Below are 26572 nucleotides of genomic sequence, written 5' to 3' on the forward strand. Positions count from 1 at the left end.
ACCCCGGTGGCGGCGCCCCCACCATTGTGGGTGGGGGTGCGCCCCTCCGTCGGCGGCCCCCCCCCCCGGGGGGGGGGGGCGCGCCGCCCCCCCCCCCCCCCCCGGGGCGCGGGGAACTGCGCGAGCAACCACACACGACCCGCACCCGGGCGACAGCCTCAGGTGGCACCCCCTGCACCCCCGTCTTAGCGTGGCCGCATGATCGAGCTGGAGGGACTGACGAAGCGGTACGGCGACAAGACGGCGGTCGACCATCTCACGTTCGCCGTCCGGCCCGGCATCGTGACCGGGTTCCTCGGGCCCAACGGTGCGGGGAAGTCCACCACCATGCGGATGATCCTCGGGCTCGACCACCCGACGGCCGGCGACGTGCGGATCGACGGCAAGCGGTACGAGCAGCTCAAGGACCCGTTGACGTACATCGGCGCGCTGCTGGACGCCAAGGCCGTGCACGGCGGGCGCAGTGCCTTCAACCATCTGCTGTGCCTGGCGCAGAGCAACGGGATCGAGAAGAGCCGGGTGGCCGAGGTGCTCGACACCGTCGGGCTGACGGCCGTGGCGCGGAAGAAGGCCAAGGGGTTCTCGCTGGGGATGGGGCAGCGGCTGGGGATCGCCGGGGCGCTGCTGGGCGACCCCCGGATCCTGATGTTCGACGAGCCGGTGAACGGGCTCGACCCGGAAGGGATCCACTGGATCCGGACCCTGATGAAGTCGCTGGCCGCGCAGGGCCGGACGGTGTTCGTGTCGAGTCACCTCATGAGCGAGATGGCGCTGACCGCCGAGCACCTCGTGGTCATCGGGCAGGGACGGCTGCTCGCCGACACCTCCATGGCCGATTTCATCCGGGCCAACTCACGGTCGTACGTCCGGGTCCGCTCCCCCCAGCGCGAGCGGCTGCTCGACGTGCTGCACGGGGCCGGGATCACCGTCGTGGAGACGGGGAGCGGGGCGCTGGAGGTGGAGGGCGGGAAGGCCGAACCGATCGGGGAGCTGGCCGCGCAGAACGGGATCGTGCTGCACGAGCTGAGCATCCAGCAGGCCTCGCTGGAGGAGGCGTTCATGCAGTTGACGGCGGAGTCCGTGGAGTACCACGCGCACACCGACTCGCCCCCGGTGCCGCAGGCCTGGGGCACCGGCTGGGACAAGGGGGCCTGACATGGCGGTCGTCACCCAGGCCGTGCGGTCCGAGTGGACCAAGATCCGGTCCGTCGCCTCCACGGTGTGGACGCTGTCCCTGGCCGTGGTCGTCTCCGTGGCCCTCGGGATGCTGCTCTCCGCGCTGGCGAACCACCAGTTCGGCAACATGCCCGTGCGCGAACGGCTCTCCTTCGACCCGACGAACATCAGCTTCGCCGGGATGACCCTCGGCCAGCTGGCGATGATCGTGTTCGGGGTGCTGGTCGTCTCGAACGAGTACAGCACCGGGATGATCAGGACCTCGCTGGCCGCCGTGCCGCAGCGGGCCACCTTCCTGTTCAGCAAGATCGGGGTGGCGGCGGTGCTGGCCCTGGCGGCCGGCATGGTCACCAGCTTCGCGGCCTTCTTCCTCGGGCAGGCGATGCTCGGCCCGCACCGGGCCCACCTCGGCGACCCGGGGGTGCTGCGCGCGGTCATCGGCGGCGGGCTCTACATGACGCTGATCGCGGCGTTCTCCATGGGCGTGGCCGCGATGCTGCGCTCGCCGATGCTGTCGCTGGGCATCCTGATGCCGTTCTTCTTCCTGATCTCCAACATCCTCGGCAACGTCGACGCGACCAAGAAGATCGGCCGGTTCCTGCCGGACCAGGCGGGCAGCCACATCATGCAGGTGGTGCCGAGGGCCGGGGACGACGTCCCGTACGGGCCCTGGGGCGGCCTCGGGATCATGGGGCTGTGGGTGGTCGCCGCGCTGGCCGGGGGCTATGTCCTGCTGAAGAAGCGGGACGCCCAGTGACCTGATCGGTACCGCCCGGCTTTGCCAGCTCTTGGTGGGAACCGTCAGCGCCCGGATATCCTCCTAACCCTTACGGGGGCGTCTGCCCTGCTGTCCTGATCCTTTCGATGGGTGCGGAGCATGATCGAGGCTGTCGGCCTGACCAAGCGCTACGGCGACAAGACCGCCGTCTACAACCTTTCCTTCCAGGTACGGCCGGGAGCCGTCACCGGCTTCCTCGGGCCCAACGGCTCGGGCAAGTCGACGACCATGCGGATGATCCTGGGTCTGGACAACCCGACCGCCGGTTCCGTCACCATCGGCGGCTACCCGTACCGCAGGCTGCCCAACGCCGCCCGCCAGGTCGGCGCGCTGCTCGACGCCAAGGCGGTGCACGGCGGCCGCTCCGCCCGCAACCACCTGCTCTCCCTGGCCCAGCTGTCCGCCATCCCGGCCCGCCGGGTCGACGAGGTGCTCGGGGTCGTCGGTCTGCAGGACGTGGCGGGCAAGCGCTCCAAGGGCTTCTCGCTCGGTATGGGCCAGCGGCTCGGCATCGCCGCCGCGCTGCTCGGCGACCCCCAGGTGCTGCTCTTCGACGAGCCGGTCAACGGCCTCGACCCCGAGGGCATCCTCTGGGTGCGCAACCTGATGAGGTCGCTGGCCGCCGAGGGCCGTACGGTCTTCGTCTCCTCGCATCTGATGAGCGAGATGGCGCTGACCGCCGACCACCTGATCGTCATCGGGCGCGGCCAGCTGCTGGCCGACATGAGTGTGACGGACTTCATCTCGGCCAACTCGGCCGACTTCGCGCGGGTGCGCACCCCGGACACCGAGCCCCAGCAGCGCGAGAAGCTCAGCTCGGCGCTGACCGAGGCCGGCGGCCATGTGCTGCCCGAGCAGGACGGCGCGCTGCGGGTGACCGGCCTGCCGCTGCCCCGCATCTCCGACCTCGCGCACGAGGCGGACGTACGGCTGTGGGAGCTCTCCCCGCACCAGGCCTCGCTGGAGGAGGCGTACATGCGGATGACGCAGGGCGCCGTCGACTACCGGTCCAGCATCGACCAGAAGGCCGGTCTCCAGCAGCCGCTGCCGCCGGGCGCCCAGCCGCCCATGCCGGTGCCCGGGCAGGGCCAGCCGGGCTGGTACGCCCCGCCGCCGCCCCAGCAGGGCGGCGCCCCGTTCGCGAACCCGTACGGGGCACAGGGGGCGCCCGCGGGGCCGTACGGCGCTCCACAGGGGCCGTACAACCCCTACGCGGCCCCGGCGCCCGCGCCTGCCCCGGCGCCCGCCGCCGAATCGTCACAGCCGGCCTCGGCGCCCGCCACGGCCCCCGCCGCGCCCGCGCCCGCCTCCGCCCCCGCCGACCTGACCAAGCCCGAGGACGCCCGATGAGCACCCACCAGCCCCCGATGCCGCAGGCGACCCCGGCCGCGCCCGACTGGCAGGCGGCGCCCGGCGGTCCGTACTCCGGCTACACCTCGCCGATCCCGGTGGTGCGCACCCACCTCGGGCACGCGATCTCCTCCGAGTGGACGAAGATCCGGTCGGTGCGCTCGACGATGTGGACGCTCGGTGTGTTCGTCCTGCTCGTCGTCGGCATCGGCCTGCTCGCCGCCGCGGTGGTCAGCGGCTCCTCCGCCGAGGACCTCGGCGGGGAGAACGCCCTGTCCCTGGGCTTCTTCGGACTGCTGCTCGGCTCCATCTGCGTCATCACGCTGGGCGTGCTGACCACGGCTTCCGAGTACGGCACCGGCATGATCCGCACGACGACGGTGGCCTGCCCGTCCCGGCTGCGAGTGCTCGCCGCGAAGTCGATCGTCTTCTTCGCGGTCGCCTTCGTGATCACCCTCGCGGCCAGCTCGTTCGTGGCCATGACGCAGGTGTCGATCCTGGGCGACAGCGCCCGGACGCCGACCGGCGGGGAATGGCTGAAGGCAACCGTCGGCGTCAGCCTCTACATCGCGCTGCTCGGGCTGCTCGCCCTGCTCATCGGCTCGGTCATCCGGCACTCGGCGGGCGCCATCACCATCATGATCGGCGCGGTGCTCGCCCCGCTGGTGATCGCGCTGTTCATGTTCTCGTCGTCGCTGGAGAAGGTGCGCGCGGCGCTGTTCCAGTACTCGATCCCGAACCAGATGAGCATCTTCTACTCCAACTCGCTCAGCCAGGAGGGCCCTTCGGGCTGGGACCCGCTGTGGATCATCCTGGGCGTGACGGCCGTCGTGTTCGCGGGCGCCTGCGCGCTGCTGGAGAAGCGGGACGTGTAGCCGTACGGCCCTCAGAACTTCGGCGCGTTACGGGACCGCTGCACCCGCGTGGTGCGGCGGTCCTTCGCGTTCCAGCAGGCCTTGTGCCAGTGCCGGCGCTCGTCCACGCCCGAGTGCTCGGGCCAGGCCACCACGTGCGGGACGCCGGAGGGGATCACCTGGTCGCAGCCCGGGCAGCGGTACGTCTTGCCGACCGCGCTGGCGCCCGCCACATGCCGTACGTTCCACTCCTCGCCCTGCCAGTCCTCCGTGGACTGCCAGCCGCCGTACCGGTCCGCGCGGTCGTCCTCGGAGCTCCGGCCGGAGGAGGGGGCTCCATTCGGGCCCTGGGGTCGGTTGCGACGCGGGGACACGGAACACCTCTCGGGGCTATACAGGAAGCAAGGGCTGCGTCCAGCCTACGACGCGCGCACGGGGGTACGCGTAGGGCACCAACCCCCACAAGTCCCCCTCCAGGGCGACCCATTCTCCAGACAATCCGCAAATCTCTTCGCCAGGCCGTGTCCTCGGCACGTGTCAGACGGTTATGCCGGGAGGGGGAGCTCCGGGTCGGAGCCAGGAAAGCAGGAAATGCGATGCACGTAGGAAGTTTTGTGCTGGCGGCCCAGTTCCCGGGCCAGGGCCAGGGGGAGGCCCTGCACCGGGCGGTGCGCACGGCGGAGGTGGCCGAGGAGGCCGGGCTGGACGCGGTCTGGCTGGCCGAGCACCACTTCGTGCCGTACGGCACCTGCCCGTCGGCGGTCACGCTGGCGGCTTTACTGCTGGGCCGCACCCAGCGCCTCCGGGTCGGTACGGCGGTCAGCGTACTGCCCACGGTCCACCCGGTGGCACTCGGCGAACAGGCCGCGCTGCTGCATGTGACGAGCGGCGGCCGCTTCACCCTGGGCGTGGGCCGGGGCGGGCCCTGGGTGGATCTGGAGGTGTTCGGATCCGGACTGGAGGCCTACGAACGCGGCTTCCCTGAATCACTCGATCTGCTGATGCGCTGGCTGCGCGAGCCGGCCGTGTCGGCCTCGGGCCCGCGCTTCTCGTTCCGTGAGGTCCCGGTCGTACCGCGCCCCTCGGAGGCGCTGACGGAGGTGCCGGGGCCGGAGGTCGTGGTCGCCTGCACCTCGCAGGCGAGCATCCGGCTGGCCGCCGAGCAGGGGCTGCCGATGCTGCTCGGGATGCACGTCGGGGACGAGGAGAAGGCCGAGATGGTCGCCCTGTGGCGGCAGTACGCGCGGGCGGCCGGGCGGCCGGGCGAGGAGGTCTCCGGCGCGGCCCATGTCTCGGCCGGCGTCTGCCAGATCGCCGACCGGCGCACGGAGGCGGTGGAGACGCTCACCAAGGCGATGCCGGGCTGGCTGAAGCAGGGCCTGGAGGCCCATGTGACCGTGGACGGCCGGTTCCGTTCGATGCGGGACCCGCTCGCGTACACCGAACTGCTCTGCGGGCTGCACCCGGTGGGCACCCCGCGGCTCTGCGCCGACCGGCTCGCCGCGACCTCGGAGCGCACCGGGATCTCCCGCTTCGCCCTGCTGACCGAAGGCTCGGGAGACCTCGCGGCCACCGAGGAGAACGTACGACGGCTGGGTGCCGAGGTACTGCCGCACCTCCGGTGACCGCGGTGCCGCGGAGAGCTTGCCGCCCCAGTGACTGATGCACCTCCCGCGTGTGGAGCGGCAAGCAAGCGGCTCACTGCGTCAGCAGTACCGGAGCTCCGCGTCAGCAGTCCCGGAGCTCCGGGGACTGGTTCAGCAACTGACTGCGCACCGAGGTGAAGCGGGCCAGCGTCTCGTCGACCGAGGCGTCCAGCGGGAACACCGCAACCCGGTGGCAGTTCTGGAAGGCCAGCCGCACACCGAAGTGCCGCTGCAGGGCGCCGCGTATGGCGTCACTCGCGAGCGCACGCAGCAGCTGACCGCGTGCCTGCTCGTCCGGCGGGGGCGTCTGGTTGTCGGCGAAGGCTCCGCCGTCCACCTTCAGCTGGGCCACCAGGGAGCTGATCATCTCCCACGCGTAGGGCAGGGAGGTCCGGACGCAGTCGACGAATTCTGCTTCGTCGACCTCGCCTCGCTCGGCCTGTTCGAGTAGGGCCGGTGAGACGTCGAGCGACATGGGTTCTCCTCTCGCACCCCCGGACAGCGGGGGTTGCCGGACAGGTAAGGGAGTTCGCGATACCGAACACGCTGAGTACACACATCGCGACCTCCCGTTTACTACGGTAGGCAACGGACGGTGACGCCACCAGGAGATTGCGTATATGCGACGGTCCCTTTAGGCACACAATCGGCCAGGTTTGAACAGGGGTGTTCAGACGACCCAGCAGCAGCGGCCGCCCGGGGGCCGGGTCGGCTTTGGTGGGCGAATCGCGTGAGGGGTGGGGCGTCGAGTAGCGTTGCCGACCATGCGTCTCGTCATCGCCCGGTGCTCCGTCGACTACGCCGGCCGGCTCACCGCCCACCTTCCCTCGGCCCCCCGTCTGATCCTGGTCAAGGCGGACGGCAGCGTCTCGATCCACGCGGACGACCGGGCCTACAAGCCCCTCAACTGGATGTCGCCGCCGTGCACGCTCAAGGAGGGGGCCGGTGACGAGGAGGGCGTCTGGACCGTCGTCAACAAGGCGGGCGAGAAGCTCATCATCACGATGGAGGAGGTCCTGCACGACTCCTCGCACGAGCTGGGCGTCGACCCGGGGCTCATCAAGGACGGCGTGGAAGCGCACCTGCAGGAGCTGCTGGCCGACCGTATCGAGACCCTCGGCGACGGCTACACCCTGATCCGCCGCGAGTACATGACGGCGATCGGCCCGGTGGACATCCTCTGCCGCGACGCCGAGGGCCAGACCGTCGCGATCGAGATCAAGCGCCGGGGTGAGATCGACGGCGTCGAACAGCTCACCCGCTACCTCGAACTCCTCAACCGCGACCCCCATCTCGCCCCCGTCCGCGGCATCTTCGCCGCCCAGGAGATCAAGCCCCAGGCCAAGGTCCTCGCCACCGACCGCGGCATCGGCTGCACCATCCTCGACTACAACGCCCTCCGCGGCATCGAGGACGACAAGCTCCGCCTGTTCTGAGAGAAACCGCCGCCGGGCCCCCTCTCAATGCGGCCGCCGCCTCGGCATGACCCCGTTCAACGGAACTCCCGCCGCCAGGGGCGGCCCCCATTCAATGGAACCCCCGCCGCCGGGGGCGGCCCCCGTTCGACGCGGCAACCGCCGCCGGGGCAGCCCCCGTTCCACGATGCTGACGCCTCGACACGGCCCTGTTCAGTGGGGCTGCCGCCAGCCGGGGTGGCCGGCCACCGTCCGAGGCGGCAGCCGACGTCGCACAGCCCCCGCTCCACAAGGCTCCCGCCGCCGGGACGGCCACCGATCGATGCGGCGACCGGCATCGGGCGGCCCCCGTCCCATAGGGCTCCCGCCGCCGGGACAGCCCCCGTTCCCCAGGGCTGCCGCCGCCGGGGCAGCCCCGTTCGATGACGCTGCCGCCGAAGATGCGGCCGCCTTTCAATCCGCCGCGACGGCGCGGAGCGGCGGTGCCGGACAGCGCTCAGGCCGGTGGTGAGTGCCGGGTACGGCTGAGGGCCGGTCTCCGTGTGGGAGACCGGCCCTCGGTCGTGGCTCAGATGACCGTGTCGGTGGATGTGCCCGGACTGGTGCCTTCCGATGCGCTCGACGTGGTGACCGACGGGGAGTCGGACACCGGGCCGCTTGCGCTGTCGCTCGTGGACGGGGTGTCGGACGGCGACGCAGAGGGCGAGTCCGACGGGGACGCCGACGGCGACTCGGACTTCGACGGGCTCGCGGACGGCGAGTGCGACGACGAAGACGTCGGTTTGCTCGTCGTCGGCTTGCTGGACGTGCTCGGGGTTCCCCCGCCGGACGTGCCCTTCGTGCCCGACGGCGTGTCCGACGGAGTCTCCGTGTCCGTGGGTGGGGTCGGGTCGTCCGAGGTGCCGAGGGTGCCGTCGGGGCCCGGGTCCGTCGGCGTGGCCGAGGTGGTGCCGGAGTCGCCGGTGCCGGAGCTCTGCTTCGGGTCGGCGCCGAGGCTGCCGTCGCCCGTGCCCTCGCTCGCCGACGGGTTGACGCTGACGTTGTTGGCCGGGTTGTCGGCGTTGTCGTGGGAGGTCATGCCGAGCCCCACCACCGTGCCGAGGACCGCGGTGAGGAGCACGCCCGCGCCGACCGCCACCAGGTTGCGGCGGGCCATCCGTACCAGGCCGTTGCCCTGGGCCGGCGCCGGCTGCGCCGGGACCCGGTGGGTGATCAGGGTCTCCGACACCGGGGAGTGGACGGCCGGGAAGGGCGTCGTGACGCCGCCCGCCGGGGATATGGACTCCTCGTGGCGGGCGTCGGGGATCTCGTCGCCCGCCATCGCGGCGAGGAGCGGCAGCACCTCGCCGGAGCGGTCGGCGACCAGGGCCAGCGCGCGCCGGCCGGCCGTCGTGCCCCGCTTGTCGGAGAGGGCGCCGCGCAGGCCGATCGAGGCCTCCAGTTCCGCCCGGGCCCGGTCCAGCTGGTCCCCGCAGAGCGCGAGGATGCCCAGCTCGTGGTGGAAGTAGGCCTGTTCGCCCACCTCCCCGGCGAGCCGGGAGGCCTCGGCGCCGGCCCGCAGCGCCCGCTCCCAGGCGCTCCAGTGCAGCCCCGCCGCGAACGCGGGCGCGGCCGTACGGGCCAGTCGTACCGGCGTGGACTCCTCGTCCTCGCCCGGCGGCACGGTGTCGGGGACCAGGACCGTGAGGGCGGCGAGGATCGCGTCGGCCTCCGCGCAGACCCGCTCGGGGGTGACCGACGGGTGCCCGGACCACCAGGCGTAGTGCTGGGCGGCGGTGAGCGCCCGGACCGGGGTGTCGTCGCCGTACCCCGCGGCCTCCAGCTGCTGCAGGACGCCCGCGGCGAGCCGGTAGCGGGAACCCACCGGGGAGACCAGTCCGCAGGCCGCCAGTTCGCCGAGGGCGGCGTCCGCGTGGGTGTCGCCGACGAGCGCGGGGAGGTGGGCCTGGTGCGGCACCTCGCCACCGAGGGCGACGGCGAAGCGCAGGGTGGCCCGGGCCGAGGTGCTCAGCCGGGCGGCGAGCAGCGGGGCGGGCGCCGCGGCCTCGCCGAGGGACGGGAGCGGGACCTCGTCGGTGGACTCGGCGTCGAAGGGCGCGTCGACCGGGATGGCGTCCTGGAAGACCCCCAGCTCGTCGACGGCGCCGGTGCTGGCCCGCAGCTGGTCCCGCTGCCGCAGCAGCGACCCGGCCTGGACGAACCGCAGCGGCAGCCCCTCGGACTCGAACCAGAGGTCGCCGGCCCAGTTGGCCTCCTCCTCGGTGAGCACCCGGCCGACCGCGCGCTCCAGGATGTCCACGCCCCCGGCCCGCTCCAGGCCGCTGAGGAAGACCTCCTCGACGGCGGAGTCGGCGGACGGCGCCGGTACCTCCGGGGTGGCGCCGATCAGGAACGCGCACTCGGGGGTGGCGTCGATCAGCTCGTCGAGTCCGGCGCCGCCGAACTCGATGTCGTCGAGGACGACGACAGCGCCGATGTCCCGGACGAGGCCGAGGAGTTCGTCGTGGTCGGGGCGGTGCCCGGGCGCCTTGTAGACGGCGTGGAAGAGGTCGTGGAGCAGGTCGTCCGAGGTGCGGTGGAAGCCGCTGAGGCGGACCACGCCGTCGGGGGCGAGGTCGGAGCAGTCGTCGGCGACCAGGTCGAGCAGCGCGGTGCGGCCGGAACCGGCGGGGCCGGTGAGCCGGACGGAGCGGCCGCGGGCGAGGAGCCGTACGAGACGCTCGCGGTCGTCCTGGCGCTCCAGGAGGTGCAGTTCGGGCTGGGCGGGGCCGGGCGGTACCGGCGGCCGGGCGGCGCGCTCGTACTCGGCGCGCTCGTCGGCGCTGCGCTTCTCCGGTCTGGCCGGGCGCTCGGCCGGGGGGCAGGGTTCTATCTCGCTCCCGTCGACCGGGTTGACGGTCAGCAGGAAGTCGCCGGAGACCAGCCGGGCCGTGCGGGCCGTGCGGGCCGTGGCCGGCGTGCTCTGGCCGAAGTCGTTGGTGAGGGATTCCCTGGGCGGGCGCTGGCGCGGCGTGCTGCCGTCACCGTCCTGGCCGTACCCCTCGGGTCCCGGGTTCATCGGGTCCATAGGTTCCTAGCCCCCCAAAAGCGTCGTGTGCCGTGAATTCCGGCCCCTCCCGGCCTGTTGCACACCGCGCTGTCGCTTCTGGTCCGGGCCCGCGCTCGAAGGGTGGCAAGGGCGGCGGGCGACCGAACCTTAAACCTTGGCACAGTATCTACGACAGCCCGGGGTACCGCGCCGTCCGGGACATCACAGTCTCGTGAGGATTGCGTCTGACATGCGCTTGTGCGCGGTCCGTCCGGGTCACCCCCGTCGCCCGGTGCACACCGGATCACCACCGCACGGCCCGTCCCGGTGTCACACCCGGGGCAGTGACTCCACCCCGATGCCCCCCTCGATCGCCAGGATCCGGTGCAGCCGGGTGGCCACCAGCAGGCGCTGCATCTGCGGTGGCACACCGCGCAGCACCAGGCGGCGGCCGCAGCGGCCGGCCCGCCGGTGGGCCCCCATGATCACCCCGAGTCCGGTGGCGTCCCAGGAGTCCAGCTCGGACAGGTCCAGCACCAGATCGCCGGCTCCGTCGTCGACGGCCGTGTGCAGGACCGTACGGGCGTCCGCCGCGCTGCGTACGTCGAGGCGGCCCCCGACGACCAGCTCGGCGTGGTCGCCCCTGATGTACATATGCGCTCCCCGAGAGTGCGTGTCCTACTCCGTGAAATGTGATGTCCGGTGATGCAACCTCTGACTGCGTTCGGCGGTCAGAGGTTGCCATTTGTAAGCGAACCGATACCGAATTCACCCCCTGGGGTGAAACCCCCAGGGCTTGTGCGCTTTCAGTGGCGGTCAGGGGCTGTACGCACTGATGTTTCAGTACGTGTAGAAGCCCTGCCCGCTCTTGCGTCCGATGTCACCGGCGTCAACCATCCGGCGCATCAGCTCCGGCGGGGCGAACTTCTCGTCCTGCGACTCGGTGTAGATGTTGCCGGTGGCGTGCAGCAGGATGTCGACGCCGGTGAGGTCGGCCGTGGCCAGCGGGCCCATGGCGTGCCCGAAGCCCAGCTTGCAGGCCAGGTCGATGTCCTCGGCGGTGGCAACGCCCGACTCGTACAGCTTGGTGGCCTCGACGACGAGCGCCGAGATCAGCCGGGTCGTCACGAAGCCGGCGACGTCCCGGTTGACCACGATGCAGGTCTTGCCGGTCGACTCGGCGAACTCCCGCGCGGTGGCGAGGGTTTCGTCGCTCGTCTTGTAGCCGCGGACCAGCTCGACGAGCTGCATCATCGGCACCGGCGAGAAGAAGTGGACACCGACGACCCGTTCGGGGTGCTCGGTGGCCGCCGCGATCTTGGTGATCGGGATGGCGGAGGTGTTGGAGGCGAGCACGGCGTCCGGGCGCACGATCTTGTCGAGCGCGCGGAAGATCTCGTGCTTGACCTCCAGCTTCTCGAAGACCGCCTCGACCACGATGTCCGCGTCGGCGACGGCGTCCAGGTCGGTGGTCGTGGTGATGCGGGCCAGGGCCGCGTCGGCGTCGTGCGCCTCGAGCTTCCCCTTGCTCACGAACTTGTCGTACGAGGCCTGGATACCGCCTACGGCACGGTCCAGCGCCTCGTCGGTGACGTCACGCAGGACCACGTCCCAGCCGGCCTGTGCGGCGACCTGGGCGATGCCGGAACCCATCAGGCCGGCACCGATGACGGCAAGCTTCCGTGCCACTCCGCTCCCCTTACACGCTGTTTAGGTATGGCTCTTGGGCGGACCCTAGCGCTCGTCGGGGGCCGGGCAACCCGGTAAGTAATGCGTGTCACGGTCTCAGGGGGTGAGACAACCGTCACGTCCCGTCAGAGGAGACCGGCGGCACCGCTCATTACGCGCCACGCACGGCGTAGTTGAGGACCTTCCCGCTCAACAGGTCCTCGATGTCGCCGAGAAGCATCAGTACCTCTCGTGACACTTCGCACGAATCACACGGCTTGACCATTTCACGCCTGATGACCGTCATGACCGAGTTGCACACCCAGCCGGCCGGCCGGTCGACCGGCCCGGTGGCGACGTCCGAGATGTACTGCCGGGTCTGCCGCTTCTTCCGCCCCCTGAGTCCCTCTGCCTTTCCGGCCCCATGACAGCAGTCGTCCCGGGGCCGGCAGGACCATCACCCTGCGCGGGGTCGTACACGAGTACGCGCATGCTCTGCGGCGTGCCGGTCGCCGTCACCCTCGTGACACCGGCCGTGACAGTGGGCACACGCGTCTTCCGTACGGCGGGCGGGTAACTACGCTGGTCGCATGGTCAATCTGACGCGCATCTACACCAGGACCGGCGACCAGGGCAGCACCGCCCTCGGGGACATGAGCCGGGTCGCCAAGACGGATCTGCGGATCTCGGCGTACGCGGACGCCAACGAGGCGAACGCGGTGATCGGGACGGCGATCGCGCTGGGCGGGCTGGAGGCCGAGGTCGTCGCGGTGCTCACCCGGGTGCAGAACGACCTCTTCGACGTCGGCGCGGACCTGTCCACGCCCGTGGTGGAGAACCCGGAGTTCCCGCCGCTGCGGGTCGAGCAGTTCTACGTCGACAAGCTGGAGGCGGACTGCGACCGCTTCAACGAGCGCCTGGAGAAGCTCCGTTCCTTCATCCTCCCCGGCGGCACCCCGGGCGCGGCCCTGCTCCATCAGGCCTGCACGGTCGTCCGCCGGGCCGAGCGGTCGACATGGGCCGCCCTCGAGGTGCACGGCGAGGTGATGAACCCGCTGACCGCGACCTACCTCAACCGGCTGTCGGACCTCCTGTTCATCCTGGCCCGCACAGCCAACAAGGAGGCCGGGGACGTGCTCTGGGTCCCGGGCGGGGAGCGCTGACCCGGAAGACCCACGTCAGCCGGTTGCCGGGCGCAAGCGGCAGTGTCGGCACGGGAGTTGGGGACCCGATCGTCGTATACAGAAGTGGTCCAGACCTATTGACCGGTGGTCCAGACCTTTCTATCCTCTCGGCACCATGGGCATGAAGGCTCAGTCATGCCCACGTCATCCCCGATCGAGAGGGAGGCGCAGCATGCGCTTCAGACACAGAGCCGCGGCGGGGTTCGCGACCCTGTTGCTCCCCCTGGCCGGCCTGGTCGGCCTCGCGAGCCCGGCCCAGGCCGCGACGTCCGCCACGGCCACGTACACCAAGTCCTCGGACTGGGGTACCGGCTTCGGCGGCGGCTGGACCGTCAAGAACACCGGCACCACGTCCATCAGTTCCTGGACCGTCGAGTGGGACTTCCCCTCCGGAACCTCGGTCACCTCCGCGTGGGACGCGGACGTCACCTCCTCCGGCACCCACTGGACCGCCAAGAACAAGTCCTACAACGGCACCATCGCCCCCGGCGGTTCCGTCTCCTTCGGCTTCAACGGCGCCGGCTCGGGTTCGCCCAGCAACTGTCTGGTCAACGGCGCCAGTTGCGACGGCGGCACCACCGTCCCCGGTGACGCGGCACCGTCCGCGCCCGGCACCCCGACCGCGTCGTCCGTCACGGACACCTCGGTCAACCTCGCCTGGTCCGCGGCCACCGACGACAACGGCGTCAAGAACTACGACGTGCTGCGCGACGGCAAGGTCGTCTCCACCGTGACCACCACGTCGTACACCGACACCGGGCTCACGGCCGGCACCGACTACTCGTACACGGTCCAGGCCCGCGACACCGCGAACCAGACCGGGCCGGTCAGCGGCGCGGTCGCCGTGCACACCACCGGCGGAACCACTCCCCCGACCACCGGCTCCAAGGTCAAGCTCGGCTACTTCACCGAGTGGGGCATCTACGGCCGCAACTACCAGGTCAAGAACCTGGTGACGTCCGGCTCGGCGGCGAAGATCACGCACATCAACTACGCCTTCGGCAACGTGACGAACGGCCAGTGCGCGATCGGTGACGCCTACGCCGACTACCAGAAGACGTTCACCGCCGACCAGTCGGTCAGCGGTGTCGCCGACACCTGGGACCAGCCGCTGGCCGGCAACTTCAACCAGCTGCGCGAGCTGAAGGCCAAGTACCCGAACATCAAGATCCTGTGGTCTTTCGGCGGCTGGACCTGGTCCGGCGGCTTCGCGCAGGCGGCGGCCAACCCGACCGCCTTCGCGGACTCCTGCTACAACCTGGTCGAGGACCCGCGCTGGGCCGATGTCTTCGACGGCATCGACATCGACTGGGAGTACCCGAACGCCTGCGGGCTGAGCTGCGACACCAGCGGCTCGGCGGCCTTCAAGAACCTGATGTCCGCGCTGCGCGCCAAGTTCGGCTCGAACAACCTGGTCACCGCGGCCACCACGGCCGACGGCTCCACCGGCGGCAAGATCGACGCCACCGACTACGCGGGCGCCTCCCAGTACGTCGACTGGTACAACGTGATGTCGTACGACTTCTTCGGCGCCTGGGCCACCACCGGACCGACGGCCCCGCACTCCCCGCTCACCTCGTACACCGGCATCCCGACCGCCGGCTTCGACACGGCCGACGCGATGGCCAAGTTCAAGGCGCAGGGCGTGCCGGCGAGCAAGCTGCTGATCGGGATCGGGTTCTACGGGCGCGGCTGGACGGGTGTGACGCAGGACGCGCCCGGCGGGACCGCCACCGGTCCGGCGGCGGGCACGTACGAGCAGGGCATCGAGGACTACAAGGTGCTCAAGACGTCCTGCCCGGCCACCGGCACCGTCGCGGGGACCGCGTACGCGCACTGCGGCAGCAACTGGTGGTCGTACGACACCCCGTCGACCATCGCCGGGAAGATGAGCTGGGCCAAGAACCAGGGCCTCGGCGGCGCGTTCTTCTGGGAGTTCAGCGGCGACACCAGCAACGGCGAGCTGGTGAGCGCCATCAGCAACAACCTGTAAGGCCGTCAGGCGACGTTGACGCGCTGACCGGGCGGGGCTGCTTCCAGCCACGCGAGGAATCCGGTCAGCGCGTCTTCGCTCATCGCGAGTTCGAGGCGGGTGCCCCGATGGGTACAGGCGAGGATCACGGCGTCCGAGAGCAGCGCCAGTTCCTCCTCGCCCTCGGGGAGGCGGCGGCCGGCCACCTCGATCTGGGCCCGCTCCAGGACCCGGCGGGGGCGGTAGGCGTAGGAGAAGACGCGGTACCACTCGACGCTGTCGCCGTTGTAGCGGGCCACGCCGTAGCTCCAGCCCTTTCCGCTGGCGTCCGGTTTCTCGGGGACGTCCCAGCGCAGGGAACAGTCGAAGGTGCCGCCGGAGCGCTGGATCAGTCTGCGGCGCAGGCCGAAGAGGAAAAGTCCCAGTACCACCAGCGCGACCACGATTCCGGCCACAGTCAGAGCGAGGACCATCGGCACCGACCTCCCCGTCTCCTAGGTAATGGAACGTAAAAAGACCCAGATCTACCTCAGCCGCGGCTGGGTCCGGATGGCTCCGGTCCCAGCCGCGGCTGAGTTACGTCAACGCATACGCGCAGTGTGTCAGCGAGCGGTCGCCGCCCGCAGGCGGACGTCGGCGCGCCGCTCGGCGGTGGCGTCGCCCTCCGCCTTCGCGCGCTCCAGCTCCCGCTCCACGCGCTGGACATCGATCTCGTCCGAGAGCTCGGCGATCTCCGCCAGCAGCGACAGCTTGTTGTCCGCGAACGAGACGAAACCGCCGTGCACCGCGGCGACGACCGTCCCACCTTCACTCGTACGGATGGTCACCGGGCCCGACTCCAGCACACCGAGCAGCGGCTGGTGACCGGGCATGACGCCGATGTCGCCGGACGTGGTGCGCGCGACGACCAGGGTGGCCTCGCCGGACCAGACCTGGCGGTCCGCGGCGACGAGCTCGACGTGCAGCTCAGCAGCCAAGGGTGGCTCCTCGGGTCACCACCCGGCAGGGGTGCCGGGTGTTGGGGTCAATTCTAAGGGGCGTGGGAGAGGGGGCGGGACGCGCCCGCCCCCTCACACGAAGAACACAAGGAGTTCCGGGGAACTCGGGGTGTTCAGGAGACGCCCAGCTCCTTGGCGTTGGCCTTCAGGTCCTCGATGCCACCGCACAGGAAGAACGCCTGCTCCGGGAAGTGGTCGTACTCGCCGTCGATGATCGCGTTGAACGCGGCGATCGACTCCTCCAGCGGGACGTCCGAACCGTCGACGCCGGTGAACTGCTTGGCGACGTGGGTGTTCTGGGACAGGAAGCGCTCCACGCGACGGGCACGGTGGACGGTGAGCTTGTCCTCCTCGCCCAGCTCGTCGATACCGAGGATCGCGATGATGTCCTGGAGGTCCTTGTACTTCTGGAGGACCGTCTTCACGCGCATCGCGGTGTTGTAGTGGTCCGCCGCGATGTAGCGCGGGTCCAGGATCCGGGACGTGGAGTCCAGCGGGTCCACGGCCGGGTAGATGCCCTTCTCCGAGATCGGACGGGAGAGCACCGTCGTCGCGTCGAGGTGGGCGAAGGTGGTGGCCGGGGCCGGGTCGGTCAGGTCGTCCGCGGGGACGTAGATCGCCTGCATCGAGGTGATCGAGTGACCACGGGTCGAGGTGATGCGCTCCTGGAGGAGACCCATCTCGTCGGCCAGGTTCGGCTGGTAGCCCACCGCGGAGGGCATGCGGCCGAGCAGGGTCGAGACCTCGGAACCGGCCTGCGTGAAGCGGAAGATGTTGTCGATGAAGAACAGCACGTCCTGCTTCTGGACGTCACGGAAGTACTCGGCCATGGTGAGGCCGGCCAGCGCGACGCGCAGACGGGTGCCCGGGGGCTCGTCCATCTGGCCGAAGACAAGAGCGGTCTTGTCGATAACACCGCTGTCGGCCATCTCCTCGATGAGGTCGTTGCCCTCACGGGTGCGCTCGCCGACACCGGCGAACACGGAGACACCGTCGTGGTTGTTGGCGACGCGGTAGATCATCTCCTGGATGAGCACCGTCTTGCCGACGCCGGCACCGCCGAACAGACCGATCTTTCCACCCTTGACGTACGGGGTGAGAAGGTCGATGACCTTGACGCCGGTCTCGAACATCTCGGTCTTCGACTCGAGCTCGTCGAAGTTCGGGGCCTTGCGGTGGATGGACCAGCGCTCGCCCTCGTACTGCTCGTCGACGTTCAGCACCTCACCGAGGGTGTTGAACACCTTGCCCTTGGTGAAGTCGCCGACCGGGACGGTGATGCCGTCGCCGGTGTCGGTGACCGGGGCCTGGCGGACCAGACCGTCGGTGGGCTGCATGGAGATGGTGCGGACCAGGCCGTCACCCAGGTGCTGGGCGACCTCCAGGGTCAGCGTCTTCTTCTCGCCGGCGTTGGCCGGGTCGGCCACCTCGACGTGAAGGGCGTTGTAGATGTCCGGCATCGCGTCGACGGGGAACTCCACGTCGACGACCGGGCCGATGACCCGGGCGACGCGGCCCGTGGCCGTCGCGGTCTCAACAGTGGTGGTCATTATCGGTCACTCCCCGCGGTCGCGTCGGCCAGGGCGCTGGCGCCACCGACGATCTCGCTGATTTCCTGGGTGATTTCGGCCTGGCGGGCCGCGTTGGCAAGACGGGAGAGCGTGTTGATCAGCTCGCCCGCGTTGTCGGTGGCCGACTTCATCGCGCGCCGCGTGGCGGCGTGCTTCGAAGCCGCCGACTGGAGCAGCGCGTTGTAGATACGGCTCTCCACGTAGCGCGGCAGCAGGGCGTCGAGGACGTCCTCCGCCGAGGGCTCGAAGTCGTACAGCGGGAGGATCTCGCCCTTGGGGGCGTTCTCCTCGGCGACCTCGTCGAGGCTCAGCGGCAGCAGCCGGTCGCCGAGCGCCGTCTGCGTCATCATCGACACGAACTCGGTGTAGACGATGTGGAGTTCGTCCACGCCGCCGTCCGCCGTCTCCGTCTCGATGGCCTCGATCAGCGGGGCCGCGACCTTCTTGGCGTCCGCGTACGAGGGCTCGTCGGTGAAGCCCGACCACGACTCCACGACCTTGCGCTCGCGGAAGTTGTAGTGGGCCAGACCGCGGCGGCCGACGATGTACGTGTCGACCTCCTTGCCCTCCGCCTCAAGGCGCGCCGTCAGCTGCTCGGCGGCCTTGATGGCGTTGGAGTTGAAGGCACCGGCGAGACCGCGGTCGCTCGTGAGGAGCAGCACCGCGGAACGCGTCGGCGTCTGAGCCTCGGTGGTCAGCGGGTGCTTGGTGTTCGAGCCGGTACCGACCGCCGTGACCGCGCGGGTGAGCTCGGTCGCGTACGGCGCGGAGGCCCGCACCTTGCGCTGCGCCTTGACCACACGCGAGGCGGCGATCATCTCCATCGCCTTGGTGATCTTCTTGGTCGCGGTGACGGATCGGATGCGACGCTTGTAGACCCGGAGCTGGGCTCCCATGAGTCAGGTCCCTTCCTTACGTCACTTGGCCGCGGCCGGGGCGTCCTCGCCGAGAAGCTTGCCGTCCGAGGTCTCGAACTGCTTCTTGAAGTCGGCGATCGCGTCGGCAACAGCGGTGAGGGTGTCGTCCGACATCTTGCCGCCCTCCTTGATGGAGGTCATGAGGCCCTGCTCCTTGCGGTGCAGGTACTCGAGCAGCTCCTTCTCGAAGCGGCGGATGTCGTTGACCGGGACGTCGTCCATCCGGCCCGTGGTGCCGGCCCACACGGAGACGACCTGGTCCTCGGTGGACATCGGCTGGTACTGAGCCTGCTTGAGCAGCTCGACCAGACGCTGGCCACGCTCCAGCTGCGACTTCGACGCGGCGTCCAGGTCGGAACCGAAGGCGGCGAACGCCTCCAGCTCGCGGTACTGGGCGAGGTCCAGACGCAGACGGCCGGAGACCTGCTTCATCGCCTTGTGCTGCGCGGAACCACCGACTCGGGAGACGGAGATACCGACGTTCAGCGCGGGGCGCTGACCGGCGTTGAACAGGTCCGACTCCAGGAAGCACTGGCCGTCGGTGATGGAGATGACGTTGGTCGGGATGAACGCCGAGACGTCGTTGGCCTTGGTCTCGACGATCGGCAGACCGGTCATCGAGCCGGCGCCCATCTCGTCGGAGAGCTTGGCGCAGCGCTCCAGCAGACGGGAGTGCAGGTAGAAGACGTCACCCGGGTAGGCCTCACGGCCCGGCGGGCGGCGCAGCAGCAGGGAGACGGCGCGGTAGGCGTCGGCCTGCTTCGAGAGGTCGTCGAAGATGATGAGGACGTGCTTGCCGTCGTACATCCAGTGCTGGCCGATGGCCGAGCCGGTGTACGGCGCCAGGTACTTGAAGCCGGCCGGGTCGGACGCCGGGGCGGCGACGATGGTCGTGTACTCAAGGGCGCCGGCCTCTTCGAGCGCACCACGCACGGAGGCGATGGTCGAGCCCTTCTGGCCGATGGCGACGTAGACGCAGCGGACCTGCTTCTTCGGGTCGCCCGAGCGCCAGTTGTCGCGCTGGTTGATGATCGTGTCGACGGCCAGGGCGGTCTTGCCGGTCTGGCGGTCGCCGATGATCAGCTGACGCTGGCCGCGGCCGACCGGGGTCATGGCGTCGACGGCCTTGTAGCCGGTCTCCATCGGCTCGTGCACCGACTTACGGGCCATGACGCCGGGAGCCTGCAGCTCCAGGGCACGGCGGCCGGACGTCTCGATCTCGCCGAGGCCGTCGATCGGGTTGCCGAGCGGGTCGACGACGCGGCCGAGGTAGCCCTCGCCGACCGCGACGGAGAGGACCTCACCGGTGCGCTGCACCGGCTGACCCTCCTCGATGCCGCTGAACTCACCGAGGACGATGGCGCCGATCTCGCGCTCTTCCAGGTTCAGCGCGAGGCCGAGGGTGCCGTCCTCGAACTTCAGCAGTTCGTTGGCCATGGCCGAGGGAAGACCCTCGACCTTCGCGATGCCGTCGCCGGCAAGGGTGACCGTACCGACCTCCTCGCGCGAGGCCGCGTCCGGCTGGTACGACTGGACGAAGTTCTCCAGCGCGTCCCGGATCTCCTCCGGCCGGATCGTGAGCTCCGCCATCTGGGTTCCCTGCTCTCCTTGTTGGGCCCGAAGTTTCACTTGGGGGGTCTGGGGGCGACCCCCAGGATTCTTCTTGTACGGCCCAACCCGGGCCGTCGTAAGTACGTACTGCTCTTGAGTCGGGTGCTAGCTCGCCATGCGGCGGGCCGCGTCCTCGAGCCGGTCCGCGATGGAACCGTTGATGACCTCGTCACCGACCTGCACCCGGATCCCGCCGACGACCGCGGGGTCGACGTCGAGGTTGAGGTGCATCGTGCGGCCGTAGAGCTTCGCGAGGGCGGCGCCCAGGCGCTGCTTCTGCGGCTCGCTCAGCGGCACCGCCGAGGTGACCACGGCGACGACGCGGCTGCGGCGGTCCGCGGCGAGCTTGGACAGGGCCTCCAGGCCCGCTTCCAGGCTACGTCCCCGCGGCGCGGTCACAAGGCGCGTGACCAGACGCTCGGTGACCGGCTTGGCGCGACCGCCGAGCAGCCGGTGCAGCAGCTCCACCTTGGCGGCGACGGTGGCCTTGCGGTCGGTGAGCGCGGCGCGCAGCCCGGTGCTGGAGGAGACGATCCGGCCGAACCGGAACAGCTCGTCCTCCACGTCGTCCAGCGTGTCCGACTTCTGCGCGGCGGTGAGGTCGGCGACGTCCGCCAGCTCCTCCAGCGCGTCCACCAGGTCGCGGGGCTGCGACCAGCGGGAGCGGACCATGCCGGACACCACGTCGGCGGTGGTCTCGGAGACCTGGCCGCCGATCAGGCGCCGGACCAGCTCGGCCTTGGCCTCGCCGGGCTGCGCCGGGTCGGTGAGGACCCGGCGCAGGCCTGCCTCGCGGTCGAGCAGCGCGGTGACGGCCGCCAGCTCGTCGGCGAGCTTCGTCGCGTCCACGGACGTGGAGTCCGTCAGCGCGTCGAGTCGCTCGCGTGCGGCTGCCAGGGCCTCGCGGCTCGCTCCGTTCATCGCGCCGCCTCGGCCTTCTCCTCGAGCTCGTCGAGGAAGCGGTCGATCACACGGCTCTGCCGGGCGTGGTCCTCGAGGGACTCACCGACGAGCTTGCCGGCCAGGTCGGTGGCCAGGTGGCCCACGTCCTGGCGCAGGGACTGCGCGGCGGACTTGCGGTCGGCCTCGATCTGGGCGTGACCGGCGGCGACGATCTCCTCGCGCTGCCGCTGGCCCTCGGCGCGCATCTCGGCGATGAGCGTGGCGCCCTGCTCCTGAGCCTCCTGGCGCAGGCGGGCGGCCTCGTGGCGGGCCTCGGCCAGCTGCGCCTTGTACTGCTCAAGGACGCTCTGGGCCTCGGTCTGCGCGGCCTCGGCCTTCTCGATACCGCCCTCGATCGCCTCGCGGCGCTGCTCCAGAACCTTGTTGATGTTCGGAAGGAGCTTCTTGGCGAGGAAGCCGAAGACGATGACGAAGGCGATCAGGCCGATGACGAGCTCTGGGATCGGCGGGAAGAGGGGGTTTTCGGCCTCCTCCGCCGCCAGCTGAACCAGGGGGCTCATATCAGTGCCTTTCGTCTAGTCAGTGGTTGATCGACAGATCACTTGCCGTAGACGAACGGCATGACCAGACCGATCAGGGCGAGCGCCTCACAGAAGGCGAAGCCGAGGATCTGGTTGGCACGGATCAGACCGGCCGCCTCGGGCTGGCGGGCCAGCGCCTGGGTGCCGTTGCCGAAGATGATGCCGACGCCGACGCCGGGGCCGATGGCAGCGAGGCCGTAACCGATGGAGCCGAGCGAGCCGGAGACAGCGGCAAGGGTCTCAGTGGCAGCCATGATTCTTCCTTCTTTTCTGATGCCGGCGGGGGTTGGCCACCGGACGACTAGCAGGTGTGGGGTGCGAGGCGCTCAGTGGTGCTCGGCGAGCGCGCCCTGGATGTAGGTGCAGGTCAGCAGGACGAAGACGTACGCCTGCAGGGCCTGGATGAAGAGCTCGAAGGCCGTCATCACGATGGTCATGATGAAGCTGACGCCGGCGTAGGCGATGCCGATGCCGTTCAGCAGGTACCAGCTGGCGATCGTGAAGAGCAGCAGCAGGGTGTGGCCCGCGAACATGTTCGCGAACAGTCGCACCGCGTGGGTGAACGGCCGGACGAGCAGGTTCGAGAAGAACTCGATGACCATCGCCAGCGGCAGGACCGCACCGAGCGACTTGTCGTAGCCGGTGACGTTCTTGAAGAAGCCGACGAAACCGTGGCGCTTGAAGGTCAGCGAGACCCACAGGACGTAGACGATGAGGGCCAGGACGAGCGGGTACGAGATGATCGCCGTCACCGGGAACTGGGCGAGCGGAATGATCGACCAGAGGTTCATCATCCAGACGAAGAAGAACAGCGAGACGATCAGTGGAACGTACTTCTCGCCTTCCTTCTTGCCGATGGTCTCGTAGACGACGCCGCGGCGGATGAAGTCATAACCCGACTCGGCGACCATCTGCAGCTTGCCGGGAACGACCTGCGGCTTGCGGAACGCGGCCCAGAAGAAACCGACGATGATGACCGAGCCGAGCAGCGCCAGCAGCATCGTCTTGTTGAAGTACAGGTTGCTGTCGGCATCGCCCCAGAGGGGCTTGAACAGGAACGAGTGCAAGCCGGGAGCCGGGAAGCCACAGCCGTCGAAGATGTGGCAGTCGGTCTCGAAGGCGAGCACCTGCGTCGGGTCAGCACTCACCGCGGGCTCCTTCAGCGTGGCGCATAGGTACGGCAACCTCGTTGTGTCGGCGCGGCGCAGGGCCGCGGTTCGGCACGGGACTGGTGTTACGGATGTGGGGGCGGCTGGGGGGCATCTCGCCTCGCGATTGAGCAGGCGTCAGCTCAGATGCCCGCGCCCGCGATGCCGCAGTTGGCACCGGACGATAGCAGCATCTCTCGTGCGGCTTTATCCCGGCCCTACCTCTCACGACGGCTGCCCGGTCTTCTCGGGCTCGACGTAGAGGATCTTGGCCTTCATGTGGGCGCGCGCCTGGGCGGCGATCCACGTCAGGGTGCCCGCCAGGAGAGCGGCGGCGAACGCCCGGGGGTTGAACAGTGTCGTGTCCTTGAAGGCCGCGACGAAGATGAACAGGACCAGCAACTGCGCCGTGTACAGCATCAGTCCCATGGCCTGGAACAGGTGCGGAAGCGATTTCGCGGTGCGCTGCAGAACGTAGAGGCCGATTCCCATGAAGAGGATCACCACCAGCGTTCCGACGACGGCGCCGAGAGCCCCCTTGCCACCCGCGACCACACCGCTGACAACGGCGGCGAGTACGCCGACGGCAGCCGTGGGTACGGCGGCCTGGGCCAGGTTCCGGGCGTCATTGGACGGCATGGCGGCAACTCCGCTTTCACAGGGGGCAGGTGTCGTCATGGACGAGCGTAGTCCCGGTCGGAGGGGCGAAAACCTCACGCCGACCTCACGCCAATGGACCATCGCACTTGGGTCCTTCGGCTCTGTCCGGGGTTCTCGTGAACCGTATCACAAACTATTTGATGAGGTCTTTACCTGGTAGGTGTGCCAGCTGTCACACATGAGAGTGAACGTGCCCGTCCGAGCGAAAACCGAGCCGTTGTGTCTGGTATTGGGGGCCTTTACTCCCCCACGACTTGGCAATGCTCTAGTCAGATTCTTACCTTGGCGGCGTCAGCGGGAGGTCTCGGAAGTGTGCCGGTCCAGGAAGCGCGAACGGGCTCCGATGGCGGTCGCGCCGTTGGCCGCGGCGGACACCGGGGAGCGGTACTCGTCGCTTTCCGGCTTCTCGACGGCCGCCGCCGGCTGCGGGGACGCCGCGTCCGGCGCCTCGGCCTCCTCGGCCGCCAGGTCGGCCGTCAAGGCGGACCGGCGGCGCCGGTAGCGGGGCGGCACGACGGCCTGCGCCCACATCGGGGCGCGCGGGGTGAACCGCGGCAGCAGGAGCAGCGCCAGGCCGATCGCACTGAGGAACACCACCCCGAGCACGATCCACATGGACGCGGAGTTCACCGAGTAGGCCAGCGCCCCGAAGCCGATCAGCGCCGACCAGAAGTACATGATCAGCACGGCCCGGCTGTGCGAGTGGCCGATCTCCAGCAGCCGGTGGTGCAGATGCCCCCGGTCGGCGGCGAACGGCGACTGGCCGCGCCAGGTACGCCGCACGATGGCGAGGACCAGGTCGGCGGCGGGCACCGCGATGATCGTCAGCGGCAGCAGGAGCGGGATGTAGACCGGCACCATCTGGTGGACGGTGTTGCGCTCGGACCCGGCGAACAGGTTCATCACGTCCGGGTCGACCTGGCCCGTGACGGAGATCGCGCCGGCGGCCAGCACCAGGCCGATCAGCATCGAGCCGGAGTCGCCCATGAAGATCCGCGCGGGATGCATGTTGTGCGGCAGGAAGCCCAGGCACATGCCCATCAGGATCGCCGAGAACAGCGTGGCCGGGGCGGCGGCCTCGATGCCGTACGAGTACCAGATCCGGTAGGCGTACATGAAGAACGCCGCGGCGGCGATGCACACCATGCCGGAGGCCAGGCCGTCCAGGCCGTCGACGAAGTTCACCGCGTTGATGGTGATGACCACCAGCGCCACCGTCAGCAGGGTGCCCTGCCACGGGGTGAGCGCCACCGTGCCGACGCCCGGGACAGGCAGCCACAGGATCGTCAGCCCCTGCCAGACCATGACGCCCGCGGCGATCATCTGACCGCCCAGCTTGATCAGGGCGTCGATCTCGAACTTGTCGTCGAGCACGCCGATCAGCCAGATCAGCGCGGCGCCGGAGAGCAGCGCCCGCGGCTCGTTGCCCTTGGTGAAGACGTCGTTCAGGTTGGTCAGATGATCCGCGACCAGCAGACCCGCGCACAGGCCGAAGAACATCGCGATCCCGCCGAGCCGCGGAGTGGGTTCCCGGTGCACGTCACGTGCCCGGATCTCCGGCATGGCCCCGGCCACGATCGCGAACTTCCGCACCGGCCCTGTCAGCAGATACGTCACCGCGGCCGTGATGCAGAGCGTCAGCAGGTATTCACGCACGGGCTTCCCCACAGGTCTCGCTGGCCATCACAGCCCCACACCCTAGCGAGGGACGCATATGCATGGGGACTTCCGGGTAGCGAAGATGGTTGCACGGGTGGCTGTGAGCCGGACATAAGACAGTCTTCACCAGGTTCGTTACGACCCTCCGCCTACCCCGTCCCAGCCGGGATACGGCGGGAACCCGGCCGTGAGCCCGCGCACCTCGGCCCGCACCCGCGCCCCGTCCGCCCCGCCGCGCAGTACCGCGCCGAGGAGGGCCGCGATCCGGGTCATCTCCGGCTCCCCCATGCCCTGGGTGGTGACGGCGGCGGTGCCCAGGCGCAGCCCGCGGGCGTCGCCGTGCGGCAGGGCGCAGCAGTCCAGCACGATCCCGGCCGCGGCCAGCCGGCCCCGGGCGGCCCGCCCGTCCACGCCGAGCGGCAGCGGGTCGGCCGTGATCAGGTGCGTGTCCGTGCCGCCCGTGGTCACCGCCAGCCCCTGGTCGGCCAGCGCGGCCGCGAGAACGCGCGCGTTGGCGACCACCTGATGGGCGTACCCGGTGAACGCCGGTGTTGCCGCCTCCCCGAACGCGACCGCCTTCGCGGCGATGGTGTGCAGCTGCGCGCCGCCCTGGGTGAACGGGAACACGGCCCGGTCGAGCCGCTCGGCCAGCTCCGGCGATCCGCACAGCAGCATCCCGCCGCGCGGTCCGCGCAGCACCTTGTGGGTGGTCGCGCACACGACGTCGGCGTACGGCACCGGGTTGGGTGCCGCTCCCCCGGCGACCAGCCCGATGGGGTGCGCGGCGTCGGCGATCAGATACGCGCCCACCTCGTCGGCGACGGCGCGGAAGAAGGCGTAGTCGATGTGGCGGGGGTAGGAGATGGAGCCGCACACGATCGCCTTGGGCCGGTGGCCGCGGGCCAGCGCCCGCACCTGGTCGTAGTCGATGAGCCCGCTCTCGGCGTCCACCCCGTACCCGACGAAGTCGAACCAGCGGCCGGAGAAGTTGGCCGGCGACCCGTGGGTGAGATGACCGCCGTAGGGCAGCCCCAGGGCGAGGACGGTGTCACCGGGGCGCAGCAGGGCGGCGTAGGCGGCCAGCACGGCGGAGGAGCCGGAGTGGGACTGCACATTGGCGTGCGCGGCGCCGAAGAGGGCCTTGGCCCGGTCCACGGCGAGCCGCTCGGCGACGTCCACGATCTCGCAGCCGCCGTGGTAGCGGGCGCCCGGGTAGCCCTCCGCGTACTTGTTGGCGAGCGGTGAGCCGAGCGCGGCCAGCACGGCCCGGGAGGTGAAGTTCTCGGCGGCGATCAGCTGCAGCGACGTCGACTGCCGGGTCAGCTCGCCCAGCAGGATCTCCGCCAGCTCCGGGTCCTGCCGCCGCAGCAGCGGACCGGCCTCATCGAGGGTAGGGGTGACCGGCATGACGGGCTCCGGGCGGTCGACGGTGACGTAGGTCCAATGTAGGCCC

25 protein-coding genes are annotated in these 26572 nt (G+C 70.0%); 8 read left to right on the forward strand and 17 right to left on the reverse strand.

The genetic code is table 11. The features are described 5' to 3' along the window. Positions 1-198: 198 nt before the first annotated feature. The 4 genes from ACGFZS_RS41820 to ACGFZS_RS41835 all read left to right on the forward strand — a co-directional run bounded on the left by ACGFZS_RS41820 (position 199) and on the right by ACGFZS_RS41835 (position 4179). Positions 199-1155, forward strand: coding sequence for an ATP-binding cassette domain-containing protein (locus ACGFZS_RS41820; protein WP_393799564.1), 957 nt, complete (start codon positions 199-201; stop codon positions 1153-1155). A gap of 1 nt (position 1156) precedes the next feature. Continuing rightward, the gene (locus ACGFZS_RS41825; protein WP_393799565.1) at positions 1157-1933 is read left to right on the forward strand and encodes an ABC transporter permease; all 777 of its coding nucleotides are present in this window, start codon (positions 1157-1159) and stop codon (positions 1931-1933) included. Between the two features lie 120 nt (positions 1934-2053). Beyond that, positions 2054-3304, forward strand: a complete 1251-nt coding sequence (locus ACGFZS_RS41830) for an ABC transporter ATP-binding protein (protein WP_393799566.1) — start codon at positions 2054-2056, stop codon at positions 3302-3304. Beyond that, on the forward strand, positions 3301-4179 hold the full coding sequence (locus ACGFZS_RS41835) for an ABC transporter permease (protein WP_393799567.1): 879 nt from the start codon (positions 3301-3303) through the stop codon (positions 4177-4179). The genes ACGFZS_RS41830 and ACGFZS_RS41835 overlap by 4 nt, the downstream gene beginning before the upstream one ends. Before the next feature lie 11 nt (positions 4180-4190). Here the strand turns inward: ACGFZS_RS41835 and ACGFZS_RS41840 are convergent, their stop codons facing one another. After that, a complete protein-coding gene (locus tag ACGFZS_RS41840; protein WP_393799568.1) occupies positions 4191-4532 on the reverse strand; it encodes an ATP/GTP-binding protein in 342 nt (113 codons plus the stop codon). 222 nt (positions 4533-4754) lie between these two features. On the opposite strand from ACGFZS_RS41840, the gene ACGFZS_RS41845 reads away from it, so the two are divergent. Then, positions 4755-5783, forward strand: a complete 1029-nt coding sequence (locus ACGFZS_RS41845; RefSeq protein ID WP_393799569.1) for an LLM class flavin-dependent oxidoreductase — start codon at positions 4755-4757, stop codon at positions 5781-5783. Positions 5784-5886: 103 nt separating this feature from the next. Here the strand turns inward: ACGFZS_RS41845 and ACGFZS_RS41850 are convergent, their stop codons facing one another. Continuing rightward, entirely contained in the window at positions 5887-6279 is a 393-nt protein-coding gene (locus ACGFZS_RS41850) for an SCO5389 family protein (RefSeq protein ID WP_355721006.1), read from the reverse strand. A gap of 289 nt (positions 6280-6568) precedes the next feature. On the opposite strand from ACGFZS_RS41850, the gene nucS reads away from it, so the two are divergent. Then, positions 6569-7240, forward strand: coding sequence for an endonuclease NucS (gene nucS, locus ACGFZS_RS41855; RefSeq protein WP_393799570.1), 672 nt, complete (start codon positions 6569-6571; stop codon positions 7238-7240). A 547-nt stretch (positions 7241-7787) separates the two neighbouring features. Here the strand turns inward: nucS and ACGFZS_RS41860 are convergent. The 3 genes from ACGFZS_RS41860 to ACGFZS_RS41870 all read right to left on the reverse strand — a co-directional run bounded on the left by ACGFZS_RS41860 (position 7788) and on the right by ACGFZS_RS41870 (position 11936). Beyond that, a complete protein-coding gene (locus tag ACGFZS_RS41860) occupies positions 7788-10286 on the reverse strand; it encodes an ATP-binding protein (protein ID WP_393799571.1) in 2499 nt (832 codons plus the stop codon). 291 nt (positions 10287-10577) lie between these two features. After that, positions 10578-10901 (reverse strand): STAS domain-containing protein, encoded by a 324-nt coding sequence (locus ACGFZS_RS41865; RefSeq protein ID WP_329301685.1) that lies wholly within the window; start codon positions 10899-10901, stop codon positions 10578-10580. Positions 10902-11087: 186 nt separating this feature from the next. Beyond that, the gene (locus ACGFZS_RS41870; protein ID WP_351321981.1) at positions 11088-11936 is read right to left on the reverse strand and encodes a 3-hydroxyacyl-CoA dehydrogenase family protein; all 849 of its coding nucleotides are present in this window, start codon (positions 11934-11936) and stop codon (positions 11088-11090) included. 569 nt (positions 11937-12505) lie between these two features. Between ACGFZS_RS41870 and ACGFZS_RS41875 the strand changes: the two genes are divergently transcribed. Beyond that, complete coding sequence (locus ACGFZS_RS41875; RefSeq protein ID WP_393799572.1) at positions 12506-13078, forward strand: cob(I)yrinic acid a,c-diamide adenosyltransferase; 573 nt, start codon at positions 12506-12508, stop codon at positions 13076-13078. A 193-nt stretch (positions 13079-13271) separates the two neighbouring features. Next, the gene (locus ACGFZS_RS41880; RefSeq protein ID WP_393799573.1) at positions 13272-15092 is read left to right on the forward strand and encodes a glycosyl hydrolase family 18 protein; all 1821 of its coding nucleotides are present in this window, start codon (positions 13272-13274) and stop codon (positions 15090-15092) included. A gap of 5 nt (positions 15093-15097) precedes the next feature. Here the strand turns inward: ACGFZS_RS41880 and ACGFZS_RS41885 are convergent, their stop codons facing one another. The 12 genes from ACGFZS_RS41885 to glyA form a co-directional block, all read right to left on the reverse strand. Then, positions 15098-15544, reverse strand: a complete 447-nt coding sequence (locus ACGFZS_RS41885) for a DUF2550 domain-containing protein (protein WP_355721018.1) — start codon at positions 15542-15544, stop codon at positions 15098-15100. Between the two features lie 129 nt (positions 15545-15673). After that, the gene (locus ACGFZS_RS41890; RefSeq protein WP_355721021.1) at positions 15674-16048 is read right to left on the reverse strand and encodes a F0F1 ATP synthase subunit epsilon; all 375 of its coding nucleotides are present in this window, start codon (positions 16046-16048) and stop codon (positions 15674-15676) included. A 134-nt stretch (positions 16049-16182) separates the two neighbouring features. After that, the gene (gene atpD, locus ACGFZS_RS41895; RefSeq protein ID WP_359220708.1) at positions 16183-17619 is read right to left on the reverse strand and encodes a F0F1 ATP synthase subunit beta; all 1437 of its coding nucleotides are present in this window, start codon (positions 17617-17619) and stop codon (positions 16183-16185) included. Then, entirely contained in the window at positions 17619-18536 is a 918-nt protein-coding gene (locus ACGFZS_RS41900) for a F0F1 ATP synthase subunit gamma (protein WP_393799574.1), read from the reverse strand. Before ACGFZS_RS41900 ends, atpD begins: the two co-directional genes overlap by 1 nt. Positions 18537-18557: 21 nt before the next feature. After that, positions 18558-20147, reverse strand: a complete 1590-nt coding sequence (gene atpA, locus ACGFZS_RS41905; protein WP_393666962.1) for a F0F1 ATP synthase subunit alpha — start codon at positions 20145-20147, stop codon at positions 18558-18560. Positions 20148-20273: 126 nt separating this feature from the next. Continuing rightward, positions 20274-21089 (reverse strand): F0F1 ATP synthase subunit delta, encoded by an 816-nt coding sequence (locus tag ACGFZS_RS41910; protein ID WP_393799575.1) that lies wholly within the window; start codon positions 21087-21089, stop codon positions 20274-20276. Further along, on the reverse strand, positions 21086-21631 hold the full coding sequence (locus tag ACGFZS_RS41915; protein WP_393542354.1) for a F0F1 ATP synthase subunit B: 546 nt from the start codon (positions 21629-21631) through the stop codon (positions 21086-21088). The genes ACGFZS_RS41910 and ACGFZS_RS41915 overlap by 4 nt, the downstream gene beginning before the upstream one ends. Positions 21632-21669: 38 nt before the next feature. Next, a complete protein-coding gene (locus tag ACGFZS_RS41920; protein WP_019060721.1) occupies positions 21670-21906 on the reverse strand; it encodes an ATP synthase subunit C in 237 nt (78 codons plus the stop codon). Between the two features lie 72 nt (positions 21907-21978). After that, positions 21979-22800, reverse strand: coding sequence for a F0F1 ATP synthase subunit A (gene atpB / locus ACGFZS_RS41925; protein ID WP_355721031.1), 822 nt, complete (start codon positions 22798-22800; stop codon positions 21979-21981). 225 nt (positions 22801-23025) lie between these two features. Then, positions 23026-23439 (reverse strand): hypothetical protein, encoded by a 414-nt coding sequence (locus ACGFZS_RS41930; RefSeq protein ID WP_355721034.1) that lies wholly within the window; start codon positions 23437-23439, stop codon positions 23026-23028. A 312-nt stretch (positions 23440-23751) separates the two neighbouring features. Next, positions 23752-25116: an MraY family glycosyltransferase gene (locus ACGFZS_RS41935; protein WP_393799576.1), complete on the reverse strand. Its 1365-nt coding sequence runs from the start codon at positions 25114-25116 to the stop codon at positions 23752-23754. Between the two features lie 138 nt (positions 25117-25254). Then, positions 25255-26526, reverse strand: coding sequence for a serine hydroxymethyltransferase (glyA, locus tag ACGFZS_RS41940; RefSeq protein ID WP_393799577.1), 1272 nt, complete (start codon positions 26524-26526; stop codon positions 25255-25257). Positions 26527-26572: the final 46 nt, after the last annotated feature.

It is taken from the genome of Streptomyces sp. NPDC048288 (genome assembly GCF_043201555.1).
Lineage (GTDB): Bacteria > Actinomycetota > Actinomycetes > Streptomycetales > Streptomycetaceae > Streptomyces.

Bases quoted from the DNA above. Each gene is read 5' to 3' on its own strand.
- ACGFZS_RS41820 (WP_393799564.1), top strand. From the start codon at position 199: ATGATCGAGCTGGAGGGACTGACGAAGCGGTACGGCGACAAGACGGCG.
- ACGFZS_RS41825 (WP_393799565.1), top strand. From the start codon at position 1,157: ATGGCGGTCGTCACCCAGGCCGTGCGGTCCGAGTGGACCAAGATCCGG.
- ACGFZS_RS41830 (WP_393799566.1), top strand. From the start codon at position 2,054: ATGATCGAGGCTGTCGGCCTGACCAAGCGCTACGGCGACAAGACCGCC.
- ACGFZS_RS41835 (WP_393799567.1), top strand. From the start codon at position 3,301: ATGAGCACCCACCAGCCCCCGATGCCGCAGGCGACCCCGGCCGCGCCC.
- ACGFZS_RS41845 (WP_393799569.1), top strand. From the start codon at position 4,755: ATGCACGTAGGAAGTTTTGTGCTGGCGGCCCAGTTCCCGGGCCAGGGC.
- ACGFZS_RS41850 (WP_355721006.1), bottom strand. From the start codon at position 6,279: ATGTCGCTCGACGTCTCACCGGCCCTACTCGAACAGGCCGAGCGAGGC.
- nucS (WP_393799570.1), top strand. From the start codon at position 6,569: ATGCGTCTCGTCATCGCCCGGTGCTCCGTCGACTACGCCGGCCGGCTC.
- ACGFZS_RS41860 (WP_393799571.1), bottom strand. From the start codon at position 10,286: ATGGACCCGATGAACCCGGGACCCGAGGGGTACGGCCAGGACGGTGAC.
- ACGFZS_RS41865 (WP_329301685.1), bottom strand. From the start codon at position 10,901: ATGTACATCAGGGGCGACCACGCCGAGCTGGTCGTCGGGGGCCGCCTC.
- ACGFZS_RS41875 (WP_393799572.1), top strand. From the start codon at position 12,506: ATGGTCAATCTGACGCGCATCTACACCAGGACCGGCGACCAGGGCAGC.
- ACGFZS_RS41880 (WP_393799573.1), top strand. From the start codon at position 13,272: ATGCGCTTCAGACACAGAGCCGCGGCGGGGTTCGCGACCCTGTTGCTC.
- ACGFZS_RS41885 (WP_355721018.1), bottom strand. From the start codon at position 15,544: ATGGTCCTCGCTCTGACTGTGGCCGGAATCGTGGTCGCGCTGGTGGTA.
- atpD (WP_359220708.1), bottom strand. From the start codon at position 17,619: ATGACCACCACTGTTGAGACCGCGACGGCCACGGGCCGCGTCGCCCGG.
- ACGFZS_RS41900 (WP_393799574.1), bottom strand. From the start codon at position 18,536: ATGGGAGCCCAGCTCCGGGTCTACAAGCGTCGCATCCGATCCGTCACC.
- atpA (WP_393666962.1), bottom strand. From the start codon at position 20,147: ATGGCGGAGCTCACGATCCGGCCGGAGGAGATCCGGGACGCGCTGGAG.
- ACGFZS_RS41910 (WP_393799575.1), bottom strand. From the start codon at position 21,089: ATGAACGGAGCGAGCCGCGAGGCCCTGGCAGCCGCACGCGAGCGACTC.
- ACGFZS_RS41915 (WP_393542354.1), bottom strand. From the start codon at position 21,631: ATGAGCCCCCTGGTTCAGCTGGCGGCGGAGGAGGCCGAAAACCCCCTC.
- ACGFZS_RS41920 (WP_019060721.1), bottom strand. From the start codon at position 21,906: ATGGCTGCCACTGAGACCCTTGCCGCTGTCTCCGGCTCGCTCGGCTCC.
- ACGFZS_RS41930 (WP_355721034.1), bottom strand. From the start codon at position 23,439: ATGCCGTCCAATGACGCCCGGAACCTGGCCCAGGCCGCCGTACCCACG.
- glyA (WP_393799577.1), bottom strand. From the start codon at position 26,526: ATGCCGGTCACCCCTACCCTCGATGAGGCCGGTCCGCTGCTGCGGCGG.